Origin of the sequence: Xanthomonas graminis pv. graminis (assembly GCF_030168915.1) — a bacterium.
Classification (GTDB): domain Bacteria; phylum Pseudomonadota; class Gammaproteobacteria; order Xanthomonadales; family Xanthomonadaceae; genus Xanthomonas_A; species Xanthomonas_A translucens.
Map to the genome: position 1 here is coordinate 1,762,088 of NZ_CP076255.1, position 14,254 is coordinate 1,776,341.

Genomic DNA, 14,254 nt, shown 5'->3' on the forward strand with positions numbered 1-14,254 from the left:
GCGAGCGGCGCGGAGGATAGCCAGGCCGATGTTGCCGATGCGTCAGGCTTTCGTTCGCGGCATGACTACCAGCACATTCGCTATAGAGAACTCGACACTAGTATCCATTCCTACCTAGGTGGAGGTGGTCATGGTCGAGCCGGATGCGCAGCTGAAGAAGTTCCAGAAGGAGTTGAGCGCGGGCACCGTGTCGCTCGCGCTGCTGGCCGTGCTGGCCGAGGCCAAGGAACCCATGTACGGCTACCTGATCGCCAAGCGCCTGGAGAAAGTGGGCGAGGGCGTGCTCAGCGGCAAGCAGAGCGCGCTGTATCCGGTGCTGCGCAACTTGGAAGCGGCCGGGCTGCTGTCCAGCCATGTCGAGCCGTCGGTGGCCGGGCCGCCGCGGCGCTACTACCGCATCACCGAACCCGGCCACGCCACCTTGCAGCAGTGGGCCGCGGCGTGGCGCGCCACCCGCGATTCCGTCGATTCCGTCCTGAAGGGGATTTCAGAATGAGCAGCGAACAACTCCAGGCGCGGCCGTTGCCGGCCACCATTCCCGACTATCTGGCGCAACTGCGCGCGGCGCTGGCCGGCGCCGATCCGGCGCTGGTCCAGGACGCGTTGTACGACGCGGAGGAATACCTGCGCGCCGAGCTGGCCGAGCAGGCCGGCAAGAGCGAGGCCGAGGTCATCGCCGAAGTCGCCGGCAGCTACGGCGCGCCGGAGGAGGTGGCGGCGATCTACCGCGACACCGAGGTCACGGTGAACCGCGCGCTGAAGCCGCCGGCGCCGCCCAAGCGCAAGTCGCTGCTGGGCCGCTTCTTCGGCGTGGCCGCCGATCCGCGTGCCTACGGCGCGTTCTTCTACATGCTGCTGTCGCTGGTCACCGGCATCTTCTACTTCACCTGGGTGGTCACCGGGGTCAGCGTGTCGCTGGGCATGCTGGTGCTGATCATCGGCGTGCCGTTGCTGGTGCTGTTCTTCGGTTCGGTGCGGCTGCTGTCGTTGGTGGAAGGGCGCATCGTCGAGGTCTTGCTGGGCGAGCGCATGCCGCGGCGGCCGCTGTACAGCGCGCGCGAACAGCCGTGGCTGCGGCGCATCGGGCAGATGTTCACCGACGCGCGGACCTGGACCACGATGCTGTATTTCGCGCTGATGCTGCCGTTGGGGGTCTTCTACTTCAGCGTGTTCATCACCCTGCTGAGTACGGGATTGGCGCTCGCGGCAGCACCGCTGGGATTTTTCCTCCCGCAGCAGTTCAACGTCCTGTTCGTCGACTGGAACGTCACCGAAAGCGCGCCGTGGTTGCTGCCGCTGTGGAGTGCGCTGGGCGTCGTGCTGCTGTTCGCCACGCTGCACCTGGCGCGTGGCATTGGCAAGCTGCACGGCATGCTGGCCAAGCAGCTGCTGGTGCACAGCGCGGCGCAATGAGCTTGACGCTGCGGCCGGCAGGCGCCGGCCGCGCGCGGTCCCCGCTCAGCCGGCCTTACGGCTGCCGCGACGCTTGAGTGGGGTGACGTTGCCGCTCGGCGCCTGCGCCGTGGTCGCGGCGTTGGCGGCGATGAACGCACGCACCTGCGGATAGACGATGTCGCGCCAGCGGCGGCCGCTGAAGATGCCGTAATGGCCGGCGCCTTCCACTTCCAGATGCTGGCGGCGGTGCGCGGCGATGCCGGTGCACAGGTCCTGCGCGGCGGCGGTCTGGCCCAGGCCGGAGATGTCGTCCAGTTCGCCTTCGATGCTGAGCAGCGCGGTGTCGCGGATCGCCGCCGGCTCCACGCGCTCGCCGCCGATCACCCATTCCCCGCGCGGCAGCAGGAATTCCTGGAACACCACCCGGATCGTGTCCAGGTAGTAGGTCGCCGGCATGTCCAGCACCGCGTTGTATTCGTCGTAGAAGCGGCGGTGCGCCTCGGCGTCCTGCAGGTCGCCCTTGACCAGGTTGGCGTAGAAATCCCAGTGCGACATGAAGTGCCGGCTGGGGTTCATCGCCAGGAACCCGGTGTGCTGCAGGAAGCCCGGATACACCGCGCGGCCATGCCCCGGATACGCCTGCGGCACGGTGTGGATGACGTTGTGCTCGAACCACGACAGCGGATTGCGCGTGGCCAGGTTGTTGACCTGGGTCGGGCTGCGGCGCGCATCGATCGGCCCGCCCATCATCACCAGCGAGCGCGGCGTGGCTTCGCCGCGCCCGGCCATCAGCGACACCGCGGCCAGCACCGGCACGGTCGGCTGGCACACGCTGATCACGTGCAGCGTGTCGGCGCCGATGTGGCGGATGAAGTCCTGCACGTAGTTGACGTAGTCGTCCAGGCCGAAATCGCCGTCGCGCTGCGGCACCATGCGCGCGTCGATCCAGTCGGTGACGTAGACCTTGTGGTCGCGCAGCAGGGTGCGCACGGTATCGCGCAGCAGCGTGGCGTGGTGCCCGGACAGCGGCGCCACCACCAATACGGCAGGCTGCTGCTTGAGCCCGGCCACGACCTTGGCGTCGTCGCTGAAACGCTTGAAGCGCAGCAGGCGGCAGAACGGCTTGCGCAGCACTTCCTGCTCGACGATCGGCAGCGGGTGGCCGTCGACCTCGACGTGGTCCAGCGCCCAGGCCGGCTTCTCGTAGTCCTTGCCGAGCCGGTGCAGCAGTTCGTTGCTGGCGGCCAGGCGCTCGGCGCCCGGGAGCGTGGCCCACAGGCTATTGGCGTCGGAGAAGATCTTGGCGTTGGCCGCTGCCTGGTGGACCCAGGGGGCGAGCAGGTTGCGGGTCAGTTCGTGCCACTGGTAGAGCATGCCGGTGTTTCCATCCTGAGCGTATGCTGCCGTGCAGCATATCCTATCCGGGGTGGTTGCACCTTAATGGGGCACCAGACCAATCGTTTCCAGCGCCGCTGCATCCCCTGCCAGCGCTGGCGATAGCCAGCAATGACTGCCGACCGGGCGCAGCCCGAGTGCACCAAACTGGCGCCGATACCAGCGCGCCGGACGCGGCTGGAAGCCGGCATGGTCGCCGTCGAAGGCGTCCTCCATGGCGAAGGTCTCCAGGAACGCGACCCCGCCGCACAGTTCGGCCAGGCCCGGCAGGCCCTGGCGCAGTTCGCGGCTGGGCAGGTAGTGCAGCACGTCCGCACACACCAGCAGGTCCACCGGCGCGCACGGCCGCAGCCAGGCGAAATCGCCGAACCGCGCCGGGCGCAGGTCGCGCTGGCGGCCGTAGCGCGCGATCGCGTAGTCGCTGCTGTCGAAGCCCAGGTAGCGCAGTTTCGGCCGCAGCTTCAGCAGCGGCGCGCGCCAGGCGCCTTCGCCGCAGCCGATGTCGAGCACGCTGCGGATCGGCCGTTCCAGGTAGTACTCGGCCTGGGCGACGGCGAGCGCGACCTTGCGCGCCAGGCGCGCGTTGCCGCCAATCGCGTCGCGGCGATACCAGCGCTGGAAATAGTCGGCGTCGTACTGTTTGTCCATGTGCGGTCGTGGTCCGTGCGGGGGCGATGCGAATCGGCGAAAATGGCGTGACATCCTACGCCAGCGACCCGGAGCCAGCGCATGCACCTCTATCTGTGGATCAAGTCCCTGCACCTGCTGTTCGTGGTCGCATGGATGGCGGCGGTGTTCTACCTGCCGCGGATCCTGGTCAACATCGCCGAGAGCGCGGGGCAGCCGGAGGTGCAGGCGCGGCTGGTGCTGATGGGGCGGCGCCTGTACCGCTTCGGCCACATGATGTTCGGCCTGGCCTTGCTGCTGGGGCTGACGCTGTGGCTGGGCTATAAGGTGTTGCCGGATTTCCCGACCATGGTCGCGCCCGGCCACAGCGGCTGGCTGCACGCCAAGCTGGGGTTGGTGGCGCTGATGCTCGGCTATTACATCTTCAGCGGACGCTGGCTCAAGGGCGTGGGCCAGGCGCGCGCGCTGCCGTCCGCGCGCGCGCTGCGCCTGTTCAACGAACTGCCCGTGCTGGCGCTGCTGGTGGTGATCTGGCTGGTGTTGGCGAAGCCGTTCTGAGTGCGCGGGACCCGGGACTCGGAATATGCTGCTGGCTGATCCGGTGATGGCGTGGCTGGGTAACTGCAGCGTTTTGTGCGACGGACGCTGTGGAGCTTGCGGGAATGCGCGTTGCGGCTGATGGCGCATGCGGCCGAAGCCGCTTGCACCGCCGTTGGGGCGCAATGCGCTAGGTGCTGGCGCTGTCGAGTCGCTTGCGTTCGCTGCTGGCCAGGTCGATCCACTGGCGTTGGTCGCGCTGGTAGTAGCGCGGGGCCAGGCTGGAGCGCTTCAGCACTTCGTTGAACACTTCGCCGGCGCGCTGCGATTGGCCCGCGCGCTGCAGCAGTTGCGCGTAGCGCACGCGCGCTTCTTCGCCGGGGTAGTCGTCGGCGAGCGCGGCGTATTCCTCCAGCGCCGCGTCGGTCTGGCCCAGCGCCTCGGTGGCGCGCGCGTAGAGCAGGTGGCCGTCGTGCGAGCGGAACTGCGGGTTGGCGGCGATCAGCCGGTCCAGCGTGGCTTTCACCGCGGCCGGCTGCTCCAGGCCGAACTGCGCCTTGGCCAGTCCCAGCAGCAGCCCCGGGTCGTCGCGGTGGATGCCGCGCAAGCCGCTCTCGAACACCTCGGCCGCCTGCGCGTATTCGCCGTTGCCCAGGTGCACCTCGGCCAGTTGCCGGCGGTTGTCCACGGTGTCGGCCAGTTCCAGGCGATTGCCGGCGGTGCGCTTGTCGCGGTTCGGGTCGAGCTTGGCGCCGACCTTGCGCAGGTGGCGGCGCGCGCGCGGATCGTTGCGCCATTGCGGCAGCAGTTCGGCGATCACGTAGATCAGGATCCCCAGATACGAAAAGATCAGCAGGATGAAGATCCAGTACAGCGGGCGGCCGCTGCGCACCACGTGCACGCAGCAGGCCAGCTGCAAGGCCAGCGACAGCAGGACGATGGGACTCATGGACAACGCTTCCTTGTGTTGTTGCGATCAGGCCGCTTCGTACGCCCCGTAGCCGCGCAGGCGCTCGTAGCGCTTCTGCAGCAACTGCTCGACCGGCAGTTTTTCCAGCGCGTCCAGTTCGTTGAGCAGCACCGCCTTCAGGCGCCTGGCCATCTGCGTGGGGTTGCGGTGCGCGCCGCCGATCGGCTCGCGCACCACCTTGTCGACCAGGCCCAGCGCGGACAGGCGCTTGGCGGTCAGGCCCAGTTGCTCGGCGGCATCCTTGGCCTTGGCGGCGTCCTTCCACAGGATCGAGGCGCAGCCTTCCGGCGAGATCACCGAATAGGTGCCGTATTCCAACATCAGCGTGCGGTCGCCGACGCCGATCGCCAGCGCGCCGCCGGAGCCGCCTTCGCCGATCACGGTGCAGATCACCGGCACCTTCAGTTCGGCCATCTCCAGCAGATTGCGCGCGATCGCCTCGCTCTGGCCGCGTTCTTCCGCGCCGATGCCCGGGTAGGCGCCGGGGGTGTCGATGAAGGTCAGCAGCGGCAGCTTGAAGCGCTCGGCCAGCTTCATCAGCCGCAGCGCCTTGCGGTAGCCCTCCGGACGCGGCATGCCGAAGTTGCGCGCGACCTTGGTCTTGGTGTCGCGGCCCTTCTGGTGGCCGATGATGACCACCGGGCGCCCGTCGATACGGCCCAGGCCGCCGACGATGGCCTTGTCGTCGGCGAACGCGCGATCGCCGGCCAGCTCCTGGAATTCGTCGCAGAACACGTTGATGTAGTCCAGCGTGTACGGCCGCTGCGGATGCCGCGCCAGCTGCGAGATCTGCCACGACGACAGGTCGCGGAAGATCTGCGCGGTGCGCACCCGCAGCTTGTCCTGCAGCGCGCGCACCTCGGTGTCGACGTTGACCGCCGGGCCGGTGCTGGCGTTGCGCAGTTCCTGGATCTTGGCTTCCAGATCGGCGATGGGTTGCTCGAAGTCGAGGTAGTTCGGATTCATTGGAGGCCGTCGTGAACGTAAGAGGCGCAGTTTAGCCGAACCGATGCGGTTGGCCCGTACGGGGGGGTAGTGAGGGGCCGGGACCCGGGACTCGGGACCCGGGACTCGTAAAGTCAAAGGCAACGGCCCTTGCTCTTACGGGTCCCGAGTCCCGAGTCCCGGCTCCTCAAGCCCACGGCGGGCTGTACTTCACCTTCACCGCACGCACGCCCGGATCGGCGCGCAAGGTGTCCAGCAGCTGCGGGTCCACGCGGACCGAATGGCTACCGTTGAGGTCGAGCATGCCGGCCACGGCGCCGTGTTCGGACTGCAGCAGCAGGTCCAGGCGCAGCGGCGTCTTGCCGGGGCGGTGGCGCGCCAGCAGCGCGTCGATGCGCGGCCAGGTGCTGCGCTGGCGCAGGTCCAGGCGCAGCGACAGGCGCTGCGCGTGGTGGCTGCAGATCTGTTCGTAGTCCCAGCACTGGCGGATGCGCATCGCATAGCCGCCGTTGAATTCGTCCTCGCGCACGCCGCCCTTGACGATCAGGATGCGGTCGCGGGTGAGCAGGTGGCCGAACTCGGCGATGGCGTCGGTGAACGCGCTGCACTCGACCCGGCCGCGGCCATCCTCGAGCTGCACGAACACCTGGCTGTCGCCCTTGCGCCGCACCCCGACCACCTGGCCGGCGAGGATCGCGCTGGTTTCCGGGCGCCAGGCGCGTTTTTCGCCGTCGCCGCCGCCGCCGCCGCGTCCGCCGCCGGATTGCGCGCAGATCTTTTCCAGCGCGCTCAGGTCGCAGCCGACCAGTTCGCGTATTTCTTCGCGGTAGGGGTCGAACGGGTGGCCGCTGAGGTAGAAGCCCAGCGTCTCGCGCTCGCCGGTCAGCAGCTGGCCCAGCGGCCATTCCTTGCTTTCCGGCAGCTCCAGGCGCAGCGCCGGGGCGTTGGTGTCGGCGCCGCCGAACAGCGAGTTCTGCCCGGAGGCGCGCTCGCGCGCCATCTGCTCGGTGGCCTTCATCACCTCCGGCAGCTGCAGCATCAGCGTGGCGCGGTTGCTGCCCAGCCCGTCCATCGCGCCGGCGTTGATCAGCGCTTCCAGGGTGCGCTTGTTGAGCTTGGCCGATTCCACGCGGGTGCAGAAATCCAGCAGCGAGACGTAGTCGCCACCGCGCTCGCGCTCGGCCACGATCGCCTCGCAGGCGCCGCGGCCCACGCCCTTGATCGCGCCCAGGCCGTACTGGATGGTGTCCGGGGTGGCCGCGGCGAACATGTAGGCCGAGGCGTTGAGCCGCGGCGGCAGCACGGTCAGGCCGAGGTTGCGCACCTCGTCGAGGAAGCCGACCACCTTGTCGGTGTTGTCCATGTCCGAAGACAGCGTCGCGGCCATGAACTCGGCCGGGTAATGCCGCTTCAGCCACGCGGTCTGGTAGCTGACCAGCGCATAGGCGGCGGCGTGCGACTTGTTGAAGCCGTAGCCGGCGAACTTCTCCATCAGGTCGAAGATTTCGTCGGCCTTGGCCTGCCCGACGCCGCCCTTGGCCGCGCCCTCGCGGAAGATCTCGCGGTGCTTGGCCATCTCCGCCGGCACCTTCTTGCCCATCGCGCGGCGCAACAGGTCGGCGCCGCCCAGCGAGTAGGCGCCGACGATCTGCGCCATCTGCATCACCTGCTCCTGGTACACCATGATGCCGTAGGTGTCCTTCAGGATCGCTTCGGTGCGCGGATCGGGGTAGATGATCTCCTGCTGGCCGTGCTTGCGCGCGTTGAAGTCCGGGATCAGGTCCATCGGGCCGGGGCGGTACAGCGACACCAGCGCGATCAGGTCTTCGAAGCGGTCGGGCTTGGCGTCCTTGAGCAGCCGGCGCATGCCCGAGGATTCGAACTGGAACACCGCGCCGGTGTTGCCCGAGGCGAAGATGCCCTTGTAGGTCGGCGCGTCGTCGAGCGGCAGCGCGGTGATGTCCAGCGGCGGGATGCCGGCGCGCGCATGGCGCACGTTGATTGCCTTCACCGCCCAGTCGATGATGGTCAGCGTGCGCAGGCCGAGGAAGTCGAACTTGACCAGGCCGACCTGCTCGACGTCGTCCTTGTCGAACTGGGTGACCGGGTTGCGGCCCAGGTTGTCGACGTCGTGTTCGGCGAACAGCGGGCAGAAGTCGGACAGCGGCGTCGGCGCGATGACCACGCCGCCGGCGTGCTTGCCGGCGTTGCGGGTCAGGTCCTCCAGCTGCCGTGCCAGGTCCATCAGGTCGCGGACGTCGTCCTCGCTCTGGTAGCGCTGGATCAACTCCGGCGAGGCCATTTCCGAATCCTTGCCTTCGCCCATCGCGTCCTTGAGGGTGATGCCGAGGATGTTCGGGATCAGCTTGGCCACGCCATCGACCAAGCCGTACGGGAAGCCGAGCACGCGGCCGCAGTCGCGCACTACCGCCTTGGCCGCCATGGTGCCGTAGGTGATGATCTGGCTGACCCGGTCGCGGCCGTACTTGCGCGCGACGTAGTCGATGACCTCGTCGCGGCGGTCCATGCAGAAGTCGATGTCGAAGTCGGGCATCGACACGCGTTCGGGATTGAGAAAGCGCTCGAACAGCAGGTTGTACGGCAGCGGGTCCAGGTCGGTGATCTGCAGCGCCCAGGCCACCAGCGAGCCGGCGCCGGAGCCGCGGCCCGGGCCGATCGGGATGCCCTGGTGCTTGCCCCACTGGATGAAGTCGGCCACGATCAGGAAGTAGCCGGGGAAGCCCATCTTGATGATCGTGTCCAGCTCGAACTCGAGCCGGTCGACGTAGTCCTGGCGGGTCTTGCCCGGCGCCAGCGGATTTTTCTCCAGACGCGCGGTCAGCCCGTCGCGCGACTGGCTGCGGATCCAGCTGTCCAGGGTCTCGTTGTCGGGCACCGGATACGCGGGCAGGAAGTAGGTGCCCAACTGCATCTCGATGTTGCAGCGCTGCGCCAGCGCCAGCGTGTTGTCGAGCGCGTCGGGAATGTCGGCGAACAGCGCGGCCATTTCCTCGGACGACTTCAGATATTGCTGGTCGCTGTAGTCGCGCGGGCGCTTGGGATCGTCGAGCACGCGGCCGGAGGAAATGCACACCCGCGCCTCGTGCGCGGCGAAATCGCTGGCGTACAGGAAGCGCACGTCGTTGCTGGCCACCACTGGCAAGCCGCGGGTGCCGGCGGCATGCAGCGCGAATTGGTTGAACGCGTCCTCGCCGTCGCGGCCGGTGCGGGTCAGTTCCAGGTGCAGGCCGTCGCCGAAGATGCGTTGCCAGTCGGCCAGTTGCTGCTCGGCCAGATCGTGGCGGCCTTCGCTGGCCAGGCGTCCGGCCAGGCTGCTGCGCCCGGCCAGCGCGAACAGGTTGTCGCTGCCGGTCTGCAGCCATTCCGGGCGGATCGCCACGCCGCCTTCGTTGCGGTGGCCTTCCAGCCAGGCGCGGGTCAGCAGCCGCGACAGGCTCAGATAGCCGTCGCGGTTGCGGCACAGCACGGTGAGCCGCCACGGCGTCTCGCCGGCGCTGTCGGCGATCAGCAGATCGGCGCCGGCGATCGGCTTGATGCCCACGCCTTCGGCGGCCTTGTAGAACTTGACCAGCGCGAACAGGTTGTTCAGGTCGGTGACCGCGAGCGCGGGCAACTCCAGCTCCACCGCGCGGCTGAGCAGGTTGGCCTGCTTGGCTTTCTTCGGGTCGGCCTGATCCGGTTTCTCGGGCACACGGATGGTCGAATCCGCCAGCGAGAACTCGGTGTGGACGTGCAGATGGGCGAAGCGGGAAGTGGACATGCGAAACCAGAACGATGCCCGGGCAGGTTAGCGGCGGGGGCGGGGGCGGGCAAGGCTTGACAAGTTCGGGACTCGGGACCGGGGACTCGGGACCCGGTGGTTGGCCGCGTGCGGACCCTGCGCGCGCTGTTGCAGGCCGGAATCTATGCGCTCTGCGGCTGTTCCGGGTCCCGAGTCCCGAGTCCCGGGTCCCGCCCCAGCAGCGCACGCCGCACCGGCGCGAAGCTACGCCGATGCTGCGCGCACGGGCCGTGCGCGGCCAGCGCGGCCAGGTGCGCTGGGGTGGCGTAGCCCTTGTGCAGGTCGAAGCCGTAGTGCGGGTGCTGTGCATGCAACTGCTGCATGATCCGGTCGCGGGTGACCTTGGCCACGATCGAAGCGGCCATGATCGCGCGGTCCACGCCGTCGCCGCCGACCAGCGCCTCGGCGGCGCAGGGCAGGCCCTTGGGCACCCGGTTGCCGTCGATGCGCGCGAAACCGGCCACGTGCGCCACGCCTTCGACCGCGCGGCGCATGCCCAGCATGGTGGCCTGGTAGATGTTCAGCCGGTCGATCTCGTCGGCGTCGATCAGCACCACCTGCCAGGCCAGCGCACGCTCGACGATGCGCGCGTACAGCGTCTCGCGGCGCGCGGCGGTCAGCTGCTTGGAGTCGTCCAGGCCGTTGATGCGGGGGCGCGCCGGATCGAACACCACCGCGGCCACCGCGACCGGCCCGGCCAGCGGGCCGCGCCCGGCTTCGTCGACGCCGGCGTAGAGCCGGGACTCGGGACTCGGGACTCGGGACTCGTACAGCAGCTCCCGCTGCGGCGATGTGGGATCTAGATGCTTCATTGTGTTGCTTCTTTCGAGTCCCGAGTCCCGAGTCCCGAGTCCCGGCTCTCCAGCAATTCCACCACCGCATCGGCCGCCCGCCCCGACGCATCCTGGCGCAGCAACTGATGCAGCCGCGCGTATTCGGGCTGCAGCGCGGCCACGGCCTGCGGATCGCGTAGCCAGTGCAGCAGCGCGGCGGCGAGCGCGTCGGCGGTGCAGGCGTCCTGCATCAGTTCCGGCGCCAGGTCGCGGCCGGCGAGGATGTTGGGCAGCGCGTAGCGGTCCACCTTGAGCAGGCCCAGCGACTTGACGAGGCGGTAGGTCAGCGGCGCGACCTTGTAGCCGACCACCATCGGCCGCTTCACCAGCATCGCCTCCAGCGTGGCGGTGCCCGAGGCCAGCAGCACCACGTCGGCGGCGAGCAGGGCGGTGCGCGCCTGGCCGTCGAGCAGATGCGAATACACCACCGGCAACGCCGAGCGCGACAGCTGCTCGGCCAGCAAGGCCTTGCACGCGGGGTTGGCGGCCGGCACCACCACGTGCGCGCCCGGTAGCTGTTGCAATACCTCCCAGGCGGCGGCGAAGAAGGTGTCGCCGAGCCGGCCGATCTCGCCCAGGCGGCTGCCCGGCAGCACCGCCAGCACGGTCGCGGCGGCCGGCAGGCCGAGCTCTGTGCGCGCCGCGCCGCGGTCCTCGTGCAGGGCGATCGCGTCGGCCATCGGGTGGCCGACGAAGCGCGCATCCACGCCGTGCCTGGCGTAGATCGGCGGTTCCATCGGGAACAGGCACAGCACCCGATCGGCGCTGGCGCCGATCCTGGCCGCGCGCCGCTCGCGCCAGGCCCACACCGACGGGCTCACGTAGTGCACGGTGCGGATGCCGCGCTGCTTGAGCCAGCGCTCCACGCCGAGGTTGAAGTCGGGTGCGTCGATGCCGACGAACACGTCCGGGCGCCAGTCCAACAGGCGCTGGCGCAGCGCGCGGCGCAGTTTCAACAGCCGCGGCAGATGCCGCAGCACCTCCATTAGGCCCATCACCGCCAGTTCGCTGGCATCGAACCAGGTCTGGCAGCCGGCATTGCGCATCGCGTCGCCACCGATGCCGGCGAATTCGGCATCCGGGTAGCGCGCGCGCAGCGCCTCGATCAGCCCGGCGCCAAGCTGGTCGCCGGAGGCTTCGCCGGCGACCAGGGCGAAGCGCAGCTTCGCTGCGCCGGGACTCGGGACTCGGGACTCGGGACCCGGAACGGCACGACATCGCGCAGCTCCCCGGCCGGAGTTCCGAGTCCCGAGTCCCGAGTCCCGAGTCCCGTTTCCACTGTTCATCGCAACAACGGCCGCTCGCTGGCTTCGATGAATTCCAGCATCGCGCGCACGTCCTCGCTGCTTTCGGCCAGTACCGCCAGGTGCTGCTTGGCCTCGGCCAGCGGCAGGCCGGCCACGTACAGCGCGCGGTAGGCGCGCTTGATCGCGGCCAGCCGCTCGGTGTCGAAACCGCGGCGCTTGAGGCCTTCGCTGTTGATGCCGCGCGGGCGCCCCAGCGAATTGCCGCCGACCATGGTGAACGGCGGCACGTCGCCGTTGATCAGCGCGCCCATGCCCAGGAAGGCGTGATCGCCGATGCGGCAGAACTGGTGCGCGCCGGCGAAGCCGCTGATGATCACGTGGTCGCCGACTTCGACATGCCCGGCCAGGGTGGTGTTGTTGGAGAACACGCAATGGTCGCCGACCACGCAGTCGTGGGCGACGTGGGTGTAGGCCAGGAACCAGTTGTCGCTGCCGACGCGGGTGATGCCGCCGCCGTTGCCGGTGCCGCGGCTGACGGTGACGAACTCGCGGATCACGTTGCGGTCGCCCATCACCAGTTCGGTGCGCTCGCCGGCGAATTTCTTGTCCTGCGGATCGCCGCCCAGCGCGACGTGGCCGACCAGGTGGTTGTCGCGGCCGATCCGGGTCGGGCCGACGATGCTGCAATGCGAGCCGATCACGCTGCCCGCGCCGATGGCGACCTCGGCGCCGATCAGGCTGAAGGCGCCGACGCGCACATCCGCCGCCAGCGTCGCCGACGGATCGATCACCGCGGTGGGATGGATCAGAGGGGCGTTGTCGCTCATCGCAGGTCTCCTGCCTGGGCTCATTCGCGGGTGCCCGCGCACAGCACCTCGGCGCAGGCGACGAGCTTGCCGTCGACCTTGGCTTCGCCGTAGTACACGGCCATGTTGCGGATCACCCGCTTGATTTCCACATGCAGTTCCAGCACGTCGCCGGGCACGACCTGGCTGCTGAAGCGGGCCTTGTCGACCTTGACCATGTAGAACAGCTTGGACTGCGCATCGCGGCCCATCGCGAGCTGGGTCAGCACGCCGCCGGCCTGCGCCAGCGCCTCGATGATCAGCACGCCGGGCATGATCGGCTTGCCGGGGAAATGGCCCTGGAAGAACGGCTCGTTCACGCTGACGTTCTTGTGCGCGACGATCTTGCGGTTCTCGTAGTCGAGCGACACCACCTTGTCCACCAGCAGGAACGGATAGCGGTGCGGGATCAACTTCTGGATCTGCTGGATGTCCGGCAGGGTCTGGTCGTGGCTCATTGCTTCTCCTTGCTGGCAGACAGGATGCGACGGGCCAGGGCATCGAGCTGTTTGAAGCGCGCGGCGTTCTTGCGCCACGTGCGGTTGTCGGTCAACGGGGTGCCGGACGAGTATTCGCCCGGCGCATGGATGGAGTTGCGGACCACCGACTTGCCGGTGATCACCACCTTGTCGCAGATTTCCAGATGGCCGACCACGCCGACCGCGCCGCCGAGCATGCAGTAGCGGCCGATCCTGGCGCTGCCGGCGATGCCGGTGCAGCCGGCGATCGCGCTGTGCGCGCCGATGTGCACGTTGTGCGCGACCTGCACCAGGTTGTCCAGGCGCACGTCTTCTTCGAGCGTGGTGTCTTCCAGCGCGCCGCGATCGACACAGGCGTTGGCGCCGATCTCGCAATCGTCGCCGATCGTCACGCCGCCGAGCTGCGGCACCTTGATCCAGTGGCCGGCGTCCATCGCCAGGCCGAAGCCGTCGGCGCCGAGCACCGCGCCGGGGTGGATGCGCACGCGCTTGCCCAGGCGCACGCGGGTGACCAGGGTGACCCGGGCGATCAGTTCGCAGCCGTCGCCGACCTGGCAATCGTCGCCGATCACGCAGCCCGGACCGATCACGCAACCGTCGCCGATCACGCTGCGCGCGCCGATGCTGACGAAGGCGCCGATATGCGCACTGGCGGCGATCTGCGCGCTGGGGTCGATGCTGGCGCTGGGATGCAGGCCGGGCGGACGCGCCGGCGCCACCTCGAACAGCGCGGCGATCCTGGCGAAGGCGACGTACGGATCGCGCGCGATCAGCGCGGTACCGGGCGCCGCTTCGGCATCGTCGGCGCGCAGCACCACCACCGCCGCGGCGCTGTCGGCCAGCTGCGCGCGATAGCGCGGATTGGCCAGGAAACTGAGCTGGCCGGGGCCGGCATGCGCCAGCGTGGCGACGCCGTGCACGGCAACGGCACCGTCGCCATGCACCTGCAAACCGAAGCGCTCGGCGATCTCGTATGCGGTATGGGAAGGAGTACTCACTCTGAGATTCTACCGTGTGCCACCGGTACGGTCATGCTGCGCCTGTGCAGCGGGCAGCGCGGCACGGATCAGCCACCGCCTGCCGATCGGCCAGGTGGCGATCAACCAGCTGCAGGAAAGCCCCTGACCAGCCCATAGCGCGATACCCATCTGAACAAGAACCCCAGTCAGATCACGATCA

General features: G+C 68.8%; 13 protein-coding genes. 3 read left to right on the top strand and 10 right to left on the bottom strand.

The features are described 5' to 3' along the window. Positions 1–130: 130 nt before the first annotated feature. Positions 131–496: a PadR family transcriptional regulator gene (locus KHF85_RS07645; protein ID WP_284569113.1), complete on the top strand. Its 366-nt coding sequence runs from the start codon at positions 131–133 to the stop codon at positions 494–496. Continuing rightward, a complete protein-coding gene (locus KHF85_RS07650) occupies positions 493–1,413 on the top strand; it encodes a sensor domain-containing protein (protein ID WP_284569114.1) in 921 nt (306 codons plus the stop codon). The genes KHF85_RS07645 and KHF85_RS07650 overlap by 4 nt, the downstream gene beginning before the upstream one ends. A 45-nt stretch (positions 1,414–1,458) precedes the next feature. On the opposite strand, the gene KHF85_RS07655 is transcribed toward KHF85_RS07650, so the two are convergent. Both KHF85_RS07655 and KHF85_RS07660 read right to left on the bottom strand, forming a co-directional pair. Next, on the bottom strand, positions 1,459–2,769 hold the full coding sequence (locus KHF85_RS07655) for a polyhydroxyalkanoate depolymerase (RefSeq protein ID WP_284569115.1): 1,311 nt from the start codon (positions 2,767–2,769) through the stop codon (positions 1,459–1,461). A 63-nt stretch (positions 2,770–2,832) separates the two neighbouring features. Further along, positions 2,833–3,438, bottom strand: a complete 606-nt coding sequence (locus KHF85_RS07660; RefSeq protein ID WP_284569116.1) for a class I SAM-dependent DNA methyltransferase — start codon at positions 3,436–3,438, stop codon at positions 2,833–2,835. Between the two features lie 81 nt (positions 3,439–3,519). Between KHF85_RS07660 and KHF85_RS07665 the strand changes: the two genes are divergently transcribed. Then, complete coding sequence (locus KHF85_RS07665; RefSeq protein ID WP_284569117.1) at positions 3,520–3,975, top strand: CopD family protein; 456 nt, start codon at positions 3,520–3,522, stop codon at positions 3,973–3,975. Between the two features lie 169 nt (positions 3,976–4,144). Here the strand turns inward: KHF85_RS07665 and KHF85_RS07670 are convergent, their stop codons facing one another. From KHF85_RS07670 to lpxD, 8 genes are all read right to left on the bottom strand, one after another. Beyond that, positions 4,145–4,903, bottom strand: coding sequence for a tetratricopeptide repeat protein (locus tag KHF85_RS07670; RefSeq protein ID WP_284569118.1), 759 nt, complete (start codon positions 4,901–4,903; stop codon positions 4,145–4,147). Positions 4,904–4,930: 27 nt separating this feature from the next. Beyond that, a complete protein-coding gene (locus KHF85_RS07675) occupies positions 4,931–5,890 on the bottom strand; it encodes an acetyl-CoA carboxylase carboxyltransferase subunit alpha (RefSeq protein WP_284569119.1) in 960 nt (319 codons plus the stop codon). Positions 5,891–6,056: 166 nt separating this feature from the next. Next, positions 6,057–9,650, bottom strand: coding sequence for a DNA polymerase III subunit alpha (gene dnaE, locus KHF85_RS07680; RefSeq protein WP_284569120.1), 3,594 nt, complete (start codon positions 9,648–9,650; stop codon positions 6,057–6,059). A gap of 143 nt (positions 9,651–9,793) precedes the next feature. Next, positions 9,794–10,483, bottom strand: coding sequence for a ribonuclease HII (locus KHF85_RS07685; protein ID WP_284569121.1), 690 nt, complete (start codon positions 10,481–10,483; stop codon positions 9,794–9,796). Continuing rightward, entirely contained in the window at positions 10,480–11,790 is a 1,311-nt protein-coding gene (gene lpxB, locus KHF85_RS07690) for a lipid-A-disaccharide synthase (protein ID WP_284569122.1), read from the bottom strand. The genes KHF85_RS07685 and lpxB overlap by 4 nt, the downstream gene beginning before the upstream one ends. Beyond that, positions 11,787–12,578, bottom strand: a complete 792-nt coding sequence (gene lpxA / locus KHF85_RS07695) for an acyl-ACP--UDP-N-acetylglucosamine O-acyltransferase (RefSeq protein ID WP_053840011.1) — start codon at positions 12,576–12,578, stop codon at positions 11,787–11,789. Before lpxA ends, lpxB begins: the two co-directional genes overlap by 4 nt. 20 nt (positions 12,579–12,598) lie before the next feature. After that, positions 12,599–13,054, bottom strand: coding sequence for a 3-hydroxyacyl-ACP dehydratase FabZ (fabZ, locus tag KHF85_RS07700; protein WP_064538372.1), 456 nt, complete (start codon positions 13,052–13,054; stop codon positions 12,599–12,601). Then, positions 13,051–14,073 (bottom strand): UDP-3-O-(3-hydroxymyristoyl)glucosamine N-acyltransferase, encoded by a 1,023-nt coding sequence (lpxD, locus tag KHF85_RS07705; RefSeq protein WP_284569123.1) that lies wholly within the window; start codon positions 14,071–14,073, stop codon positions 13,051–13,053. Before lpxD ends, fabZ begins: the two co-directional genes overlap by 4 nt. Positions 14,074–14,254 lie beyond the last annotated feature (181 nt).

Bases quoted from the DNA above. Each gene is read 5' to 3' on its own strand.
- KHF85_RS07645 (WP_284569113.1), top strand. From the start codon at position 131: ATGGTCGAGCCGGATGCGCAGCTGAAGAAGTTCCAGAAGGAGTTGAGC.
- KHF85_RS07650 (WP_284569114.1), top strand. From the start codon at position 493: ATGAGCAGCGAACAACTCCAGGCGCGGCCGTTGCCGGCCACCATTCCC.
- KHF85_RS07655 (WP_284569115.1), bottom strand. From the start codon at position 2,769: ATGCTCTACCAGTGGCACGAACTGACCCGCAACCTGCTCGCCCCCTGG.
- KHF85_RS07660 (WP_284569116.1), bottom strand. From the start codon at position 3,438: ATGGACAAACAGTACGACGCCGACTATTTCCAGCGCTGGTATCGCCGC.
- KHF85_RS07665 (WP_284569117.1), top strand. From the start codon at position 3,520: ATGCACCTCTATCTGTGGATCAAGTCCCTGCACCTGCTGTTCGTGGTC.
- KHF85_RS07670 (WP_284569118.1), bottom strand. From the start codon at position 4,903: ATGAGTCCCATCGTCCTGCTGTCGCTGGCCTTGCAGCTGGCCTGCTGC.
- KHF85_RS07675 (WP_284569119.1), bottom strand. From the start codon at position 5,890: ATGAATCCGAACTACCTCGACTTCGAGCAACCCATCGCCGATCTGGAA.
- dnaE (WP_284569120.1), bottom strand. From the start codon at position 9,650: ATGTCCACTTCCCGCTTCGCCCATCTGCACGTCCACACCGAGTTCTCG.
- KHF85_RS07685 (WP_284569121.1), bottom strand. From the start codon at position 10,483: ATGAAGCATCTAGATCCCACATCGCCGCAGCGGGAGCTGCTGTACGAG.
- lpxB (WP_284569122.1), bottom strand. From the start codon at position 11,790: ATGAACAGTGGAAACGGGACTCGGGACTCGGGACTCGGGACTCGGAAC.
- lpxA (WP_053840011.1), bottom strand. From the start codon at position 12,578: ATGAGCGACAACGCCCCTCTGATCCATCCCACCGCGGTGATCGATCCG.
- fabZ (WP_064538372.1), bottom strand. From the start codon at position 13,054: ATGAGCCACGACCAGACCCTGCCGGACATCCAGCAGATCCAGAAGTTG.